Consider the following 15,845-nt stretch of genomic DNA (forward strand, 5'->3'; position numbering starts at 1 on the left):
GCGGTCATCGTCTCGTGGTCGGCCAAGGGGACTGGCGCGGTGGAGCTGCCCGTGTGTACGGTGTGGTCGCGCGTCGGGGCGCATCCGGTCCGCGGGAAGGGCACAGCCCACCTGAGTTGGTCTCCCAGCCGAGGTTCCTCCTTTTCGGCCTGATCATGCGGACATCGGGCGTGAGAGAAGGAGGCCGCCGTGCCGACTCGTCCGCTCCCCGACAATCCCAGCCTCGAGCATCTCAGGAACCAGGCCAGGTCGCTGCAGCGCAGGGCTCAGGCCGGTGAGGCCGAGGCGCTCGCGGAGTTCGAGGAGTTCGATCCCCGCCGTGACGTCTCCGGCGGATGTTCCCTCAGCGACGCGCAGTTCGTCGTCGCCCGAAGCTACGGATTCCCAAGCTGGCAACGGCTCCGTGCGCATCTCGACGTGGTCGCCGAGTACTCGTACTGGCCGCGGCCGGTGGACGCCGACGAGGCCGACCTCCCCGACGGCCAGGACCTGGCGGCCCTCGCCGACCGGTTCCTCGATCTCGCCTGTCTCAACTACACCCGCGACACCCCGCATCGGCCCGCCCGGGCCCGCGATCTTCTGCGCGCCCATCCGGAGGTTGCGAGGTTCTCCCTGCACACTATGGCGGCCGCAGGTGACGCGGCCGGACTCCGTGAGGCACTGGGACGGGATCGTTCCCAGGTCGACCAGGGCGGCGGCCCGTACGGCTGGCCACCGATCATGTACCTGACGTACGCACGACTCGACGTGGGCTCACCGGTCGAGGCGGCGGAGGCGCTGCTGACCGCGGGCGCCGACCCCAACGCCGGGCGGCTGTGGCAGGGGATGACCTCGGCGTTCACCGCGCTGACCGGGGCGTTCGGCGGGGGTGAGCAGGGGCAGCCGCCGCACCCGCAGGCGACGTCCCTGGCTCGGCTGCTGCTGGGGGCCGGCGCGGACCCGAACGACAACCAGGCCTTGTACAACAGGCAGTTCACCCCCGCGAACGACCACCTGGACGTGCTGTTCGAGTTCGGGCTGGGCCGCGACCACGACAGTCCGTGGCGCCGCCGGCTGAGCCACACCTATCCGTCGACGACCGCGATGGTGGAGGAGCAGCTTCGGTGGGCGGCCGACCACGGGATGACCGCCCGCGTCAGGTTGCTGCTCGACCACGGTGTCGCCCCCGACGGCCGCGGCTACCACCCGAACTACCGTGACCTCACCGCCTTGCAGCTGGCCACGCTGGCGGGCGAGCGCGAGATCGCCCGGATGCTCGTCGACGCCGGCGCCGACCGCGGCCGGGTGGACGCGGTGCAGGAGTTCGTCGGCGCGTGCGTGGCCGGTGACCGGGCCGAGGTGGAGCGACTGACCGCTGTCAACCCCGCCTTGCCCGCCCGCGCCCGGGAGCAGTTTCCGGACGCGGGAGTCCTGGTGGCCCGCACCGGCCGCGTCGAGGCCATGCGGCTCCTGCTGGAGCAGGGGTTCGACGTGAACGCCGGCGCACGCGGGGACGTGCTCGGCCCACCGCTGCGGCGCACAGCGCTGCACGAGGCCGCGCTGGCCGGAAACCTCCCGCTCGCACGGTTCCTGGTGGAGCAGGGCGCGGATCCCAGCCTGCGCGACGCTTCCTTCGACGCGACGCCGCTCGGCTGGGCCGAGCACTCCGGTGAGGCGGAGACCGCGGCGTACCTTCGCGGCCGGAGCTGACCCGCGGCCCACCGCTGACGTACCGATGACGGCTCTCAGGAACGCAAGGGGCGGCCGGGCCATCTCGGCCCGGCCGCCCCTCCCGACTCGCCTCAGCTACGCGGTCAGTCCACCTCGGCCACTGCCTGGGCGAACTGCGCCGCGTACAGCCGGGCGTACGCGCCGTCGGCAGCCAGCAGCTTCTCGTGGTTGCCCTGCTCGACGATCCGGCCGTTCTCCATCACCAGGATCACGTCGGCGTCGCGGATGGTGGACAGCCGGTGGGCGATGACGAAGCTGGTACGCCCGGCCCGCAGCGAGGTCATCGCGTGCTGGATGAGCACCTCGGTGCGGGTGTCCACCGAACTCGTCGCCTCGTCCAGCACCAGGATCGACGGCTCGGTGAGGAACGCGCGCGCAATGGTGATCAGCTGCTTCTCACCGGCGCTGACGTTCGCGCCCTCCTCGTCCATCACGGTGTCGTAGCCGTCCGGCAGGGTCCGGATGAACCGGTCGGCATGGGTTGCCTGCGCCGCCGCCACGATCTTCTCCCGCGGCACGTCGCCGGCGCCGTAGGCGATGTTCTCCGCGATCGTCCCGCCGAACAGCCAGGTGTCCTGCAGGACCATGCCGATCCGGGCGCGCAGGTCGTCCCGCGACATCTCGGTGACGTCCACGCCGTCGAGAGTGATCCGCCCGCCGGTCACCTCGTAGAAGCGCATGAGGAGGTTGACGAGCGTCGTCTTGCCCGCGCCGGTCGGGCCGACGATGGCCACCGTGTGGCCGGGTTCGACCACCAGCGAGAGGTCCTCGATCAGCGGCTTGTCCGGTTCGTACCGGAAGGAGACGTGCTCGAACGCCACCTTTCCGGTCACCTGCTGCGGCCGCCGCGACGGCGACGGGTCGGCCTGCTGCTCCTCGGCGTCGAGCAGGTCGAAGACCCGCTCGGCCGAGGCGACACCCGACTGCAGCAGGTTGGCCATCGAGGCCACCTGCGTGATCGGCTGGCTGAACTGCCGGGAGTACTGGATGAACGCCTGCACGTCGCCCAGCGACAGTGTCCCGGACGCGACCCGCAGCCCGCCGATCACCGCGACCAGGACGTAGTTGAGGTTGCCGATGAACATCATCGCGGGCTGGATGGTGCCGGAGATGAACTGCGCCCGGAAGCTGGAGACGAACAACGCCTCGTTCTGCTCGGCGAAGGTCCGCGCGGCCTCCCGCTGCCGGCCGAACACCTTGACCAGCGCGTGACCGGTGTACATCTCCTCGATGTGGGCGTTGAGCGTTCCCGTGGTCGCCCACTGCTTGATGAACTGCGGCTGGGCGCGCTTGCCGATCACCGCGACGACGAGCACCGACACCGGCACGGTCACCAGCGCGATGACCGCGAGGAGCGGTGAGATCCAGATCATCATCACCAGGACACCGACGATGGTGAGCACGGACGTGACGATCTGGCTCAGCGCCTGTTGCAGCGTCTGGGCGATGTTGTCGATGTCGTTCGTCGTACGCGAGAGCACCTCACCGCGCGGCTGCCGGTCGAAGTAGCCGAGCGGGAGCCTGGCGAGTTTGGTCTCGGCCTGCTCGCGCAGCCGGAACGCCAGCTTCTGTACGACCACCGCTGTCAACCTGCCCTGGACAAGGGCGAACAGCGACGCCACCACGAAGACGCCCAGCGCGGCCATCAGGACCATGGCCACCGCGTGGAAGTCGATGCCCTGTCCGGGTACGACGTCCACCGTGCGGAGCAGGTCGGCGATGTCGCCCTGCCCGCGCGCCCGCAGGCCCTCGATCGCCTGTTCCTTGGTGATCCCCGACGGGAGTTGGCGCCCGACCACTCCGGCGAAGATCAGGTTGGTGGCGTGGCCGAGGATCTTCGGCCCGAGCACCGACAGCCCGACACTGATCGCGCCGAGGACGAGAACGGTGAGGACCACGGGGCGCTCGGGACGCATCATGGCGAGCAGCCGCCTGCTGGAGCCGCGGAAGTTCATCGCCTTCTCGGTGGACATCCCGCCGCCCATCATCGGGCCGTGGCGGCGGTCCGGTCCCAGCCCGCGTTTGGGTGGACTGGCCGGCTTCACCTGCGTGCTCATGCGGCCTCCTGCTCGGTGAGCTGGGAGAGCACGATCTCCCGGTAGGTCTGGTTGGTGTCCATCAGCTCGGTGTGAGTCCCGGTCCCGACGACGCGGCCCTCGTCGAGTACGACGATCCGGTCGGCGTCGCGGATGGTGGACACCCGCTGGGCGACGATGACGATCGTGGCGTCACCGATCTCCCGGTGCAGCGCGGCGCGCAGGGCAGCGTCGGTGGCGTAGTCCAGAGCGGAGAACGAGTCGTCGAAGAGGTAGATCTCCGGGCGGGCCACCAGCAGCCGGGCGATCGCCAGACGCTGCCGCTGCCCGCCGGAGACGTTGCTGCCGCCCTGTCCGATCGGCGCCTCGAGCTGGTCCTCCATCGCCTCCACGAAGTCGCGCGCCTGCGCGATCTCCAGGGCGTTCCACAGCTCCTCGTCGGTCGCGTCGGGGTTTCCGTAGCGGAGGTTGGAGGCGACGGTGCCGGAGAAGAGGTACGGCTTCTGCGGCACCAGGCCGACGGTGCGCGACAGGACCGCCGGGTCGAGCTCGCGGACGTCCACGCCGTCGACGAGTACCTGACCGCCGTCGGCGTCGAACAGGCGCGGGACGAGGTTGAGCAAGGTGGTCTTGCCCGCGCCCGTACTCCCGATGATGGCGGTGGTCTGACCCGGGCGGGCGGTCAGGTCGACGCCGGAGAGCACGAGCGCCTCCGCACCCGGGTAGCGGAAGTCCACACCCCGCAGGTCGAGCTGACCGTGCCCACGAAGCCGGCGTACCGGCGAGGCGGCCGGCCGCACGCTGGTCTCGGTGTCCAGCACCTCGCTGATCCTCTCGGCGCACACCGACGCCCGCGGCACCATGACGAACATGAACGTCGCCATCATCACCGACATGAGGATCTGCATCAGGTAGCTGAGGAACGCGGTCAGCGCGCCGATCTGCATGGAGCCGCTGTCGATCCGGTGCGCGCCGAACCACATGACGGCCACGCTGGAGAGGTTCATCACGACCATGACGACCGGGAACATGCACGCCATCAGCCGGCCGACGCCGAGGGAGACGTCCATCAGGGAGTTGTTGGCGTCTGCGAACCGCGCCTGCTCGTGGGAGTCACGTACGAACGCACGAATCACCCGGATGCCGGTGATCTGCTCGCGCATCACGCGGTTCACGGTGTCAATGCGTTCTTGCATCTGGCGGAACAACGGGTGCATCCGGCGGATGATCGCGCTCACCGCGAGGATCAGCACCGGCACGATCACCAGCAGCAGCGCCGACAGCGGGACGTCCTGGTTCAGGGCCAGCAGCACGCCCCCCACGCACATGATGGGTGCCGACACCATCAGGGTGAGCGTCATCAGGACCAGCATCTGCACCTGCTGGACGTCGTTGGTCGTGCGGGTGATCAGTGACGGTGCCCCGAACTGCCCGACCTCGCGGACGGAGAACTCCTGCACCCGGTCGAAGATCGCGGCCCGCACGTCGCGGCCGAGCGCCATCGCCGTCCGCGCACCGAAGTAGACCGCGGCGGCGGCGCACAGGATCTGCACCAGGGTCACCGCGAGCATGACGCCACCGGTGGACATGATGTAGCCGGTGTCGCCCTTGACCACGCCGTTGTCGATGATGTCGGCGTTCAGGCTTGGGAGGTACAGGGTGGCGAGGGTCTGCACGAGCTGCAGCACCACGACCAGGGCGATCGGCCTGGTGTAGGGGCGCAGGTGAGCGCGCAGGAGAGGGATGAGCACGCGGGCCTTCCTGAGGTCGAGGGCGGGGTCGGGCGGTAGGAGCTCGGTCAGGTTCCGGGCCGGTTCCGGGCCCGGGCGGGATCGGCGGCGGGCGCGACCGGCTACGTTCGGTGTCGCCCACGGCAATCTAGGTGGTACCCGACCGCCCGTCGAGACGATTCCCGAGCGTTGGCACAGCGCGGCCCGCCGCCGTCCACCCCGGCGTCACCGAGGATGGCTCCGGCCGCTGAGAGAGCCCGCACAGATCGCTGTCAGCCCCGGTCAGCTCGGTCCGGTTCGCTGTCCCGGCCCGCGGTGAAGGCGGCCCGCCGGCCGGCCCGGCGCAGGGTCGCCAGCACCGGCCGCCCGGCGACCAGGACGAGCACTCCGCCCAGCAGCGCCCGCGCGGTGTCCCAGCCGAGGGAGGTGGTGGCGTAGAAGACGGCGTAGTGGTGCAGGTTGGTGCCGAGCGATGCGCCCGGGACGTACGCCGCCCCGTCCGGTAGGTACGCCGCGGCCGGCCAGAACCACAGGTTGAGCAGCGCGCCGTAGCCGAAGCCGCTCAGCCCGGCGTACACCGCGAGCAGCCCACGCTCGGCCCAGCCGGAGGCAGCGGGCAGGCAGCCGGCGAGCAGGCCCACCCAGGCCAGCCCGATCATCTGGAACGGCAGCCAGGGGCCCGCCCCGCCGGTGAGCAGGGAGGTGGCGAGCATGGTCACCACGCCGAGCGCGAAGCCGAACCCCGGACCGAACACCCGCCCGGCCATGACCAGCAGGAAGAACGCCGGGTCGAACCCGCCGGTGCCCGGGCTGAGGGTCTGCAGCCCGGCGCCCGCGGCGGCGAGCACACCGAGCATCGCCACCGCCTTGACGTCCATGCCTCCGCTGCCGAGTTCGGCCCAGACCAGGCCGAGCAGCAACGGCAGCAGAGCCACGAACAGGTAGCCAGCGTCCTGCCCGTGGCTCGCGCCGGTTCCTGCGGGCGTCACCACCAGGAACGGCCAGCCGAAGCCGACCAGGCCGACCGCTGAGGCCAGCAGCAGGACCAGGGTGCTCCTGGACCGCAGCCGGACCGGGGCGAAGGAGGTGCTGGCTGACATGTCGGCTCCCGAGTGTGGGCCCAGTGTTGATCGGCATGGCGTACGGCACTGTGGCCGGGGTGACTGTGGTCGGTGGTCCCTGGTCTGTGGTCCCTGATCTCAGCGCAGGAGTACGGCGGCGAGCAGTCCCGCGGCGGCGCCGAGTTCCACGACCGAGCCGAAGACGTCCCCGGTCACCCCGCCGAGCCGGCGGACGACGTGCCGACGCCACGCCACGGCGGTAGCGAGACCGGCGGCCAGCGTGCCCAGGAGCGCTCCGGTGAGCCGGGGCTCGTCCCAGCCGAGCGGGGCGAGGCACCCGGCGACGACGGCCGAGGTCAGCAGGAGGTGGGTGGGCCGGGTCGTCGTACCGGCCACCAGCGCTCCGAACCCACCGGGCCGAGCGGACGGCACTCCCGCGCCGGTGGCCCACACGACGCCCAGGCGCCCCACGCACTCGGCCGCCGCGAGCGCGAGCAGTGCGGCCACCGGTGCGTGGTTCGCCAGTGCCGCCAGGGCTGCCACCTTCACCAGCAGCAGGAGTACGACGGTCACCACCCCGAACGGCCCGATGTCCGGCTGCCGCATGATGGCCAGCGCGCGTTCGGCCGGCGCGGAACTCCCCAGTCCGTCCACGGTGTCGGCCAGGCCGTCCAGGTGCAGGCCCCGGGTGGCGAGCGCCAGCGTGGCGACGGCGAGCGCGGCGCCGAGCAGAGCGCCGGTGCCATCGGGTACGAGGGCGGTGGCGGCGAGCAGGGGGAGTCCGGCGACCGCGCCGAGGACAGCGCCGACGAACGGCAGCCAGCACACCGCCCGGCCCGCGGTGTCGCGGTCCACCGACGCCGCGGCCCAACGGCCCGGCACCGGCACGGCGGTGACCATCGTCACCGCCAGCGCCAGGCCGCGTCCTTTCGCCGCCTTCTCGCCGAGGGCGGCGCTCGTCGGGCCGCTCATCGCAGCCGCTGGGGGATGCCGGCGGTGAGCAGCCACACCTCGTCGGACGCGGCGGCGATCCGGGCGTTGAGTACGCCGAGTTCGTCGCGGAAGAGCCGCCCGGAGGTGGTCGCGGGCACGACCCCGCCGCCGACCTCGTTGCTGACCGCGACGACCGTACGGCTCGTCGACTCCCACGCTGCGACCAGCGCGTCGACCTCGGCCGCCAGCGCGGCGGCCGGGTCCTGTGCCGTGACCGGCTCCTGTGCGGGGGAGTGGTGCTCGGTGCCGAAGCAGCCCGCCTCGTCCATCATCCGGGTGAGCCAGGTGGACAGGCAGTCGATCAGCAACGGCTCCGTGCGTTCGGGCTCGTCGGCCTTCAGGTGGGTCACCAGGTCGGCGGTCTCCACGGTGGTCCAGTCCGGCGGGCGGCGTTCACGGTGCGTGCGTACGCGCTCGGCCCACTCGGGATCGTCGGCGGTGGGCCGCGGTCCCGTGGCGAGGTAGGTGACAGGACCCGTCCCGGCCTCTCCGGCAAGCCGTTCGGCGGTCGTGGACTTGCCCGACCGTGCACCTCCCAGTACCAGGATCCGCCGCGGTCGCCGGGCGCGCCGGCCGTCCGCTCCGCCGGCGGCAACGTCGTCCAGCGTGGCGACGTCGTCCAGCGTGGCGACGTCGTCCAGCGTGGCGACCTCGTCCAGCGTGGCGACCTCGGTCAGGACGGCGGCCGCGGCCCGTATCACCGGCAGCGCGAGGACGGCGCCGGACCCTTCGCCGAGCCGCAGGTCGAGGTCGAGGACGGGACGCAGTCCCAGCGCCGTCAGCGCCAGCCGCGCGGCCGGCTCCGCGGACACGTGCCCGGCGACGAACGCGCCCACCGCCTCGGGTGCGAGCGCCCGGGCCACCAGGGCGGCCGCGCCGGCCGCGATGCCGTCCAGTACCACCGGAATCCGGGCGGCGGCCGCCCCCAGCAGGAAGCCGACGGTCGCGGCGTGTTCGAGGCCGCCGAGCGCGGCGAGGACGCCGAGTGGGTCCGCCGCGTCGGGGCGGTGCAGGTCGAGGGCCCGGCCGACGACGGCGACCTTGCCGGCCCAGGTGGCGTCGTCGATTCCGGTGCCGCGGCCGGTCACCTGCTCCGGCTTACCTCCGGTGAACGCCGCGACCAGGGCCGCCGCGGGAGTGGTGTTGGCGATGCCCATGTCGCCGGTCAGCAGGCACCGGCAGCCGCGGGCCACCAGGTCGTCGGCGACCTCGATGCCGACCTCGACCGCCGCCACCGCCTCGCCCCGGCTCATCGCGGGCCGCTCGCTGAGGTCGTCGGTGCCCGCGCGCACCTTGCGGTCCAGCAGCCCCGGCGCCGGCGGAAGGTCGGCCGCGACCCCGACGTCGACCACCAGCACCCGGGCACCCGCCTGCCGGGCGAGGGCGTTGACGACCGCGCCGCCGGACAGGAAGGTCGACACCATCGCGGCGGTGATCTCCTGCGGCCACGGCGAGACCCCCTGCCGGTGGACGCCGTGGTCACCGGCGAAGACGGCCAGGCCGGCGGGTTCGGGCGCCGGCGGCGGGCAGGTTCCGGCGAGCCCGGCCAGCTGCGCGCCGAGGTCCTCCACGACACCGAGCGCGCCGCGCGGCTTGGCCAGCGCGTCGTGCCGGGCGCGGGCTCTGGCGACAGCTTCGGCGTCCGGCGGACCGACGGCGCGCAGCGTACGGTCCAGCACCGAGCCGGCGGTGTTCCCGGCAGAGTTCACGGCAGCCACGAGTTGTACCTCCACAGGAGTCCGCGCCCTGGATGGTCGTACCGGCGACCGGAGTGTCCTGGCTCCCAGATCGTCGCGTCCGCTCCGGCCTTCCCACCGCGCTCGCGCGGCAGTGGCGGCTACGCGGAGAGCCTCCTGTGCGGATGCTCCTGCGTGGAGAGGTCGCTTCCTGGTGACAGTGGCGGGACCGCCCCGGATTCGCACCGGGTTCCTCCCTGTCGCCGGCGACCAGAATGGCACATGATCACGAGCGGGCCGGTTCGACGGGTCGGCCGGACGGATCAGCCGGGGGAACCGGGACACCGAACGAGCGGACGGTAAGCGAGGCGGCGATGGAGTACACCACTCTCGGCGGGACCGGAGCGAAGGTCAGCCGGATCGGCTTCGGCGGGGCGACTCTCGGCCTGACGAACTACCTCGGGCGGTTCGACCCCGACGACGCGGGCGACCGGGCGGCGATGTTCGCGGCGATCGAGGTGGCGCTGGAGGGCGGCATCAACTACTACGACACCGCGCCGGGCTACGGCGCCGGAGCGAGCGAACGGGTGCTCGGCCAGGCTCTGCGCGGAGTCGAGTCCAGCGGCGGGTGCCCGTTGTTCGTGGCCACCAAGGTGCCGTACGGCGTGGACGTGCGTACGTCGCTGGAGGCCAGCCTGGAACGCCTCGGCCGGCCCCACGTCGACCTGCTGCAGATCCACGGCGACTCGTTCACCACCGAGCAGACCGACGCCATCCTCGCGCCCGGCGGCGTAGCCGAACGGTTACATTCCGTCAAGGCTGAGGGCTTGACCAGGCATGTCGGCTTCACCACCGAGGACAACAACGACTCGGTCTACCGGCTGATCCGCAGCGGTCGGTTCGACACCGTGCAGGTTTGTTACAACCTCCTCTTCCAGCACCCGTACGACCCCACCCGGCCGTTCGGCAGCCTGCTCGAGGCCCGCAGCCACGGGCTCGGCACGCTGACGATGCGCACCACCACGTCGGGGACGTTCCAGCGCTGGCTGGCGATGGTGAACCCGGCCGACACCTTCGACTACTCGAGCGCGCTGGTGCAGTTCGTGCTGTCGAACCCGCACGTCGACGTGGCGTTGGTCGGAATGCGGGACCCGGACGTCGTACGCGCCAACCTCGCCGTCGCCGACGACCTCGCGGGCCGGATCGACCTGGCCGCGCTGCACGAGCGGTACGTGTGATGGAGTGACGCCATGGCCGTCTCTGCGACCCTCGCCATCAACCAGCTCACCGCGGAAAGGCTGGCGGCCGGGCGGCCCGTCCTGCCCCTCGGGTTCGGCGAGGCGGGGCTGCCGGTGCATCCCGACCTCGTGGCGGCGCTGAGGGTGGCCGCGGCGAGCGGGTCCTCCGGTGGATACGGACCGGTCACCGGCCTTCCCGCGTTGCGCGAGGCCGCAGCCGGTTACTGGCGCCGGCGATGCCTGCCGACGACCGCCGGGCAGGTGATCGCGGGCCCGGGCAGCAAGCCGCTGCTGTACGCCGTGCTGCGGGCGAGCGTCGGCGGCGTCGCGCTGCCGCGGCCGAGCTGGGTGACCTACGCCGCACAGGCCCAGCTCCTCGGCCGCGAGGTGCACCATGTGCCCACGCTCGACGGGCAGGGTGGCGTACCCGATCCCGACCTGCTCGACGCGGCCGCCGCCTCCGCGAGCGCCGCCGGCCGTCCGATCGGGCTGGTCGTGCTCACCCTGCCCGACAACCCGACGGGGACGCTGGCGGGCAGCGGCACGATCCGGTCCGTCGCCGACGTGGCCCGCCGGCACGACCTGCTGATCGTGTCCGACGAGATCTACCGGGACCTCGTACACGACCCGGTGCGTGAGTTCCTCAGCCCGGCCGAGCTGGCACCCGAACGCACTGTCGTGACCACCGGCCTGAGCAAGAACCTCGCCCTCGGCGGCTGGCGGATCGGCGTCGCGCGGATGCCGGAGGGGCCGCTCGGCGACCGGCTCGGTGCCGAGGTCGCCGCTGTTGCCAGCGAGGTGTGGTCCAGCCCGGCGAACCCGGTGCAGCAGGCCGCCGCCTGGGCGTTCGAGGAGCCGGAGCAGCTGACCGAACGCATCGCCGCCAGTCGCTCGCTGCACGCGCGGGTGGCAGGCGCGGTCGCCGACCGGTTCGCCGCGGCGGGTGCGTCCGTGCACCCGCCGACCGCGGCGTTCTACCTCTACCCGGACTTCTCCGCGTACGCCGACCTGCTCGCCGAGCGGTGGTCGGTCCGTACCGGGACCGAGCTCGCGAACCTCCTGCTGGACTCCTTCGACGTGGCGACGCTGCCCGGCGCGGCGTTCGGCGACCCGGACGAGCGGCTGAGTCTGCGGATCGCGACGAGCATGCTGTACGGCGAGGGTGAGCAGCGGGAGAAGGCGCTGACCGCTGCCGATCCGGTGGAGCTGCCCTGGGTCGCGGACCGGCTCGACCAGTTGAGCGCCGCGCTGGGACGCCTGTTCGACCGCGGCTGATTCGTCCGGCTGATTCGTCCGGCAGATTCATCTGATGGGTGCCACCTCGGGGGTAGGCTGCGCCGACCGCGCGTGGCACGATGTCTTATGCGCTTCACGTACTCGGTGCGTACTCACGTCGGTCTGGTCCGCGGCAACAACGAGGACTCCGCGTTCGCGGGGCCGCACCTGCTGCTGGTCGCGGACGGGGTTGGTGGGCACGCCGCCGGCGAGGTCGCCTCGGCGAGTGTGGCGCATCTGTTCGGTTCGATGTCGCTGCTGCCCAAGCCGGCACCCGGCGAATCCACGACTCCCGGTGCCGACCTTCCCGACCTCTCCGAGGTCCTCCGCGGATGGATCGACCGCGCCCACCGGCTGCTGGTCGAGGGGGTGGCCGCCGACCCGGCCCGGGAGGGCATGGCCACGACCCTCACCGCGGTCCTGACCGACGGTCACACCTTCGCGATGGCGCATGCCGGCGACTCCCGGGCGTACGTGCTGCGGGACGGCACTATGCGGCAGGTGTCGGTCGACCACACGCTGGTCCAGTCGCTGCTCGACCAGGGAAGAATCACCCCGGCGCAGGCCAGGGTCCATCCGTACCGCTCGGCCGTCACCCGGTTCGTCGACGGGGGCGACCGCCCGGACGCCGACATCGTGCTGCTCGACCTGCAACCGGGTGACCGGCTGCTGCTGTGCAGCGACGGGCTCACCGACTTCGTGGACGAGGACGAGATCCGCTCATGTCTCGTCGATGCGACGCCGGAGGAAGCCACGGACAACCTCGTCCGGGCGGCACTGGTCGCCGGTGGCCGCGACAACGTCACCTGCGTGGTCGGCGACGTCCTCGACGGCGACCTGATGCCGTGGCACCGGCGTCCCTACTTCTGCCGCATGGAGGGCGCGGTCACCGACCTCGCCAACCTCATCGATCCGGCCGGCCACGGCCACGCGGCGTAGGGTTCGCACACACCCTGGGAGGCGGCGATGACGCTGCAGGTGATCGGTGCCGGCTGGGCACGTACGGGCACCACCTCCATGAAGCGTGCGCTGGAGATGCTCGGGCTGCCCTGCCACCACATGCACGAGGTGTTCGACCACCCCGAGCAGGCCGATCTCTTCCTCGAGGCGGCGAAGGCCGGACCGGACTTCGACTGGGAGCGGATCTACGCCGACTATGCGGCGACCGTCGACTGGCCGGGCAGCGTGTTCTGGCGGGAACTCCTCACCGCCTATCCCGACGCGAAAGTCCTGCTCACGGTGCGCGACCCGGAGCGGTGGTTCGCCAGTTACCACGCCACCGTCTACCGCCCGATCGCCCTCGGTTGGGACGACCCGAGGGCCGAGAGGTGGAACGCCATGGCGCAGGAGGTGGTCGTCCGGCGCCTTCTGGACGGCGAGCCGCACGACCGTGCGCGGCTGGTCGCGGCGTTCGAACGCCACAACGCCGAGGTGCGGGCGACGGTCCCGGCGGACCGGCTGCTCGTCCACCACGTCGGCGACGGCTGGGAGCCGTTGTGCGCCTTCCTGGACCGGCCGGTGCCCGCGGAGCCGTACCCGCATCTGAACGAAAGTGCCACCTGGGGGAACCGCCCCGCCGACTGAGGGTTCCTGCGAAGCGGTCTCGCCGGTGCTAGCGTCCGATGGCCGCACCGGCGCGGTCGCAGCTGGCTGTGCCCTGCCGGTGACCGAACGACGCACTCTCCTGCGGGCCGCTCGGCAACGGTGCGTGGGCAGATCGGGCCGAGTGCTCGAACACCGGAGGTCCAGATGGGCACAGGGATCGTCATCGCCGTGATCGTGGTGGTCGCGCTGATCGTCGTCGGCGTGGTGGTCGCGTTGCGACTGCGGGCGAAGAAGCAGGAGGAACGCCGGATCGCGGCGCAGGAAGCCCGCGACCGTGCGGTGGAGATCAGCCGCCAGGCGGCGGTGCACGACCGCGAGGCCGGACAGCTGGGCGACCGCGCGCAGGAGGTGCGCACCGCCGCGGAGCAGCAGCTGGCCGAGGCCAAGCGGCTGGAGGAGGAGGCCCGGGCACGTGGGGAACGCGCGCACTCCACCCGCGCCGAGGCGGAGGAGCACCTGCGCCGGGCCGACGAGCTCGACCCCGACCTGCGCGACAAGGACCGGGCGGACGACCGCGCCGACGGCCGCGAGGACGTAGCCACGGACGGCCGTGAGGACGTAGCCACGGACGGCCGTGAGGACGTAGCCACGGACGGCCGCGAGGACCTACGCGCAGACGACCGGACCCGCAACCTGGCCGACGACGGATCCGACGGTGGGCACCAGCCGCACGGTGAGCACGTGGCCGCGGTGCCGGTCGACGAGGGCGACCAGCACCTGACCGGCGGCGAGCGTCACCGGGGTCCACGGGGTTCCGTCGAGCACATGCGGGGCAGCGACCATCCGGGCGAGGAGCAGGCGTACGAGCAGGGTCGCGACGAGCGGGCCGGCTACGACCAGGCGGGTCAGGAGCAGGCGGGCTACGACGAGCGGGCGTACGACGAGGGCCGCGACGAGCGGGCGTACGACCAGGCAGGCGACGTCGACCCCGACGGCCGCCGTCGGGACCAGCGGGCACTGCACCCCGACCAACCCGCCTGAGGCAGCACGTGTCCTCGCGCCGCTTCGACGCGGCGCGAGGACGCGGCCGGATCGCTCGGTTACGGTGAGTCGTGAGCTGAGGTGATCCGGCCCGGCTCGCCACCCCGCCGGGTGAGGAGACCGGGATGAGCCGACCAGATCCCGATGTTCCGGGCGCCTCCGACGCCGGGAGTTCGGGCCACACCGTGCTGGTGGCCATGGTCGCCGCCCTCGGTGGTTTCCTCTTCGGTTACGACACCGCGGTCATCAACGGCGCGGTCGCGGCGGTTCGGGACACCTTCCACGCCTCGCCCGGAGTGCTCGGGTTCGCGGTCGCCGCCGCGCTGCTCGGATCGGCCCTCGGCGCGTGGTTCGCCGGGCCGCTGGCCGGTCGGATGGGCCGGATCCGGGTGATGGTCGTCGCCGCCGTGTTGTTCCTGGTGAGCGCGCTGGGGTCGGGGTTCTCGTTCTCGATCTGGGATCTCGCGGTCTGGCGGTTCATCGGCGGCATGGGCGTGGGTGCGGCGTCGGTGATCGCACCGGCGTACATCGCGGAGATCTCGCCCGCCCGGATACGCGGCCGGCTCGGTTCGCTGCAGCAGCTGGCGATCGTGACCGGCATCTTCATGGCACTGCTGATCGACTTCGGGCTGGTGGCGGCCGCCGGCGGTGCGACCAGGGAACTGTGGTTCGGGCTGGACGCCTGGCGCTGGATGTTCCTGTCCCTGGGAGTGCCCGCACTGGCGTACGGCATCCTGGCGCTGCAGATCCCGGAGTCGCCGCGCTACCTGGTCGCCCGCAGACGGCTGGTCGAGGCGCGGGACGTCCTGGCGCAGTACGTCGGCGGCGACGTCGACGCGAAGGTCGTGGACATCCAGCGCACTCTCGGCGCGGACCGGCGTTCCCGGTTGGGCGACCTGCGCGGTCCGCGGCTCGGCCTGCTGCCGATCGTGTGGGTCGGCATCCTGCTGTCGGTGTTCCAGCAGTTCGTCGGCATCAACGTGATCTTCTACTACTCGTCGGTGCTGTGGCAGGCCGTCGGCTTCAGCGAGAAGGACTCGCTCATCATCACGGTCATCACCTCGGTGACGAACATCATCACCACCCTGATCGCGATCGCCACCATCGACCGGATCGGCCGCAAGCCGCTGCTGCTGATCGGCTCGGTGGGCATGGTCATCACGCTGGGGACGCTGGCGTACGCGTTCGGGACCGCGCCCCTCGTGCACGGCAAGCCCGCCCTGGAAGGGATCATGTCGCCCCTGGCCCTGATCGCGGCGAACGTCTACGTCGTGTTCTTCGGCCTGAGCTGGGGGCCGGTGGTGTGGGTGCTGCTCGGCGAGATGTTCAACAACCGCATCCGCGCGCAGGCGCTGGCCGTCGCGGCCGCCGCGCAGTGGCTGGCGAACTTCACGGTGTCGACGACCTTCCCGGTACTGCAGCAGATCGGGCTGGGGTTCGCGTACGCGCTCTACACGTTGTTCGCCATCCTGTCGTTCCTGTTCGTCGCCCGCGCCGTGCGGGAGACCAAGGGCAGGGAGCTGGAGTCGATGTGACGTGC

General features: G+C 71.9%; 12 protein-coding genes and 1 riboswitch. Of the genes, 7 read left to right on the forward strand and 5 right to left on the reverse strand.

Features of this window, described 5'->3' with window-relative positions; all coding sequences use genetic code 11:
• Positions 1-189 precede the first annotated feature (189 nt).
• Positions 190-1,689 (forward strand): ankyrin repeat domain-containing protein, encoded by a 1,500-nt coding sequence (locus tag BLU27_RS13100; RefSeq protein WP_092653672.1) that lies wholly within the window; start codon positions 190-192, stop codon positions 1,687-1,689.
• A 104-nt stretch (positions 1,690-1,793) separates the two neighbouring features.
• Here the strand turns inward: BLU27_RS13100 and BLU27_RS13105 are convergent, their stop codons facing one another.
• From BLU27_RS13105 to cobT, 5 genes are all read right to left on the reverse strand, one after another.
• The gene (locus BLU27_RS13105) at positions 1,794-3,767 is read right to left on the reverse strand and encodes an ABC transporter ATP-binding protein (RefSeq protein ID WP_092653674.1); all 1,974 of its coding nucleotides are present in this window, start codon (positions 3,765-3,767) and stop codon (positions 1,794-1,796) included.
• Positions 3,764-5,497: an ABC transporter ATP-binding protein gene (locus BLU27_RS13110; protein WP_092653676.1), complete on the reverse strand. Its 1,734-nt coding sequence runs from the start codon at positions 5,495-5,497 to the stop codon at positions 3,764-3,766. Before BLU27_RS13110 ends, BLU27_RS13105 begins: the two co-directional genes overlap by 4 nt.
• A gap of 251 nt (positions 5,498-5,748) precedes the next feature.
• Positions 5,749-6,576 carry an ECF transporter S component gene (locus tag BLU27_RS13115; protein ID WP_092653678.1) on the reverse strand — a complete coding sequence of 276 codons (828 nt, stop codon included), beginning with the start codon at positions 6,574-6,576 and terminating at the stop codon, positions 5,749-5,751.
• 99 nt (positions 6,577-6,675) lie between these two features.
• Positions 6,676-7,509 carry an adenosylcobinamide-GDP ribazoletransferase gene (locus BLU27_RS13120; protein WP_092653680.1) on the reverse strand — a complete coding sequence of 278 codons (834 nt, stop codon included), beginning with the start codon at positions 7,507-7,509 and terminating at the stop codon, positions 6,676-6,678.
• Entirely contained in the window at positions 7,506-9,248 is a 1,743-nt protein-coding gene (gene cobT / locus BLU27_RS29890; protein WP_241827945.1) for a nicotinate-nucleotide--dimethylbenzimidazole phosphoribosyltransferase, read from the reverse strand. The genes BLU27_RS13120 and cobT overlap by 4 nt, the downstream gene beginning before the upstream one ends.
• Positions 9,249-9,299: 51 nt before the next feature.
• Positions 9,300-9,462: riboswitch (cobalamin riboswitch) on the reverse strand.
• Positions 9,463-9,580: 118 nt separating this feature from the next.
• Between cobT and BLU27_RS13130 the strand changes: the two genes are divergently transcribed.
• From BLU27_RS13130 to BLU27_RS13155, 6 genes are all read left to right on the forward strand, one after another.
• Entirely contained in the window at positions 9,581-10,444 is an 864-nt protein-coding gene (locus BLU27_RS13130) for an aldo/keto reductase (RefSeq protein ID WP_157728512.1), read from the forward strand.
• A 12-nt stretch (positions 10,445-10,456) separates the two neighbouring features.
• Entirely contained in the window at positions 10,457-11,719 is a 1,263-nt protein-coding gene (locus BLU27_RS13135; RefSeq protein WP_092653686.1) for a pyridoxal phosphate-dependent aminotransferase, read from the forward strand.
• 87 nt (positions 11,720-11,806) lie between these two features.
• Complete coding sequence (locus tag BLU27_RS13140; protein ID WP_092653688.1) at positions 11,807-12,658, forward strand: PP2C family protein-serine/threonine phosphatase; 852 nt, start codon at positions 11,807-11,809, stop codon at positions 12,656-12,658.
• Positions 12,659-12,685: 27 nt separating this feature from the next.
• Positions 12,686-13,303, forward strand: coding sequence for a sulfotransferase family protein (locus tag BLU27_RS13145; protein ID WP_092653690.1), 618 nt, complete (start codon positions 12,686-12,688; stop codon positions 13,301-13,303).
• Between the two features lie 165 nt (positions 13,304-13,468).
• A complete protein-coding gene (locus BLU27_RS13150) occupies positions 13,469-14,305 on the forward strand; it encodes a hypothetical protein (RefSeq protein ID WP_092653692.1) in 837 nt (278 codons plus the stop codon).
• A gap of 125 nt (positions 14,306-14,430) precedes the next feature.
• On the forward strand, positions 14,431-15,840 hold the full coding sequence (locus BLU27_RS13155; protein WP_092653694.1) for a sugar porter family MFS transporter: 1,410 nt from the start codon (positions 14,431-14,433) through the stop codon (positions 15,838-15,840).
• Positions 15,841-15,845: the final 5 nt, after the last annotated feature.

Source organism: Actinopolymorpha singaporensis (assembly GCF_900104745.1).
GTDB lineage: Bacteria > Actinomycetota > Actinomycetes > Propionibacteriales > Actinopolymorphaceae > Actinopolymorpha > Actinopolymorpha singaporensis.

Excerpts from the sequence above, each read along its gene's own strand:
- BLU27_RS13105 (WP_092653674.1), bottom strand. The coding sequence starts at position 3,767 with ATGAGCACGCAGGTGAAGCCGGCCAGTCCACCCAAACGCGGGCTGGGA.
- BLU27_RS13115 (WP_092653678.1), bottom strand. The coding sequence starts at position 6,576 with ATGTCAGCCAGCACCTCCTTCGCCCCGGTCCGGCTGCGGTCCAGGAGC.
- BLU27_RS13135 (WP_092653686.1), top strand. The coding sequence starts at position 10,457 with ATGGCCGTCTCTGCGACCCTCGCCATCAACCAGCTCACCGCGGAAAGG.
- BLU27_RS13145 (WP_092653690.1), top strand. The coding sequence starts at position 12,686 with ATGACGCTGCAGGTGATCGGTGCCGGCTGGGCACGTACGGGCACCACC.
- BLU27_RS13140 (WP_092653688.1), top strand. The coding sequence starts at position 11,807 with ATGCGCTTCACGTACTCGGTGCGTACTCACGTCGGTCTGGTCCGCGGC.
- BLU27_RS13120 (WP_092653680.1), bottom strand. The coding sequence starts at position 7,509 with ATGAGCGGCCCGACGAGCGCCGCCCTCGGCGAGAAGGCGGCGAAAGGA.
- BLU27_RS13155 (WP_092653694.1), top strand. The coding sequence starts at position 14,431 with ATGAGCCGACCAGATCCCGATGTTCCGGGCGCCTCCGACGCCGGGAGT.
- BLU27_RS13130 (WP_157728512.1), top strand. The coding sequence starts at position 9,581 with ATGGAGTACACCACTCTCGGCGGGACCGGAGCGAAGGTCAGCCGGATC.
- BLU27_RS13150 (WP_092653692.1), top strand. The coding sequence starts at position 13,469 with ATGGGCACAGGGATCGTCATCGCCGTGATCGTGGTGGTCGCGCTGATC.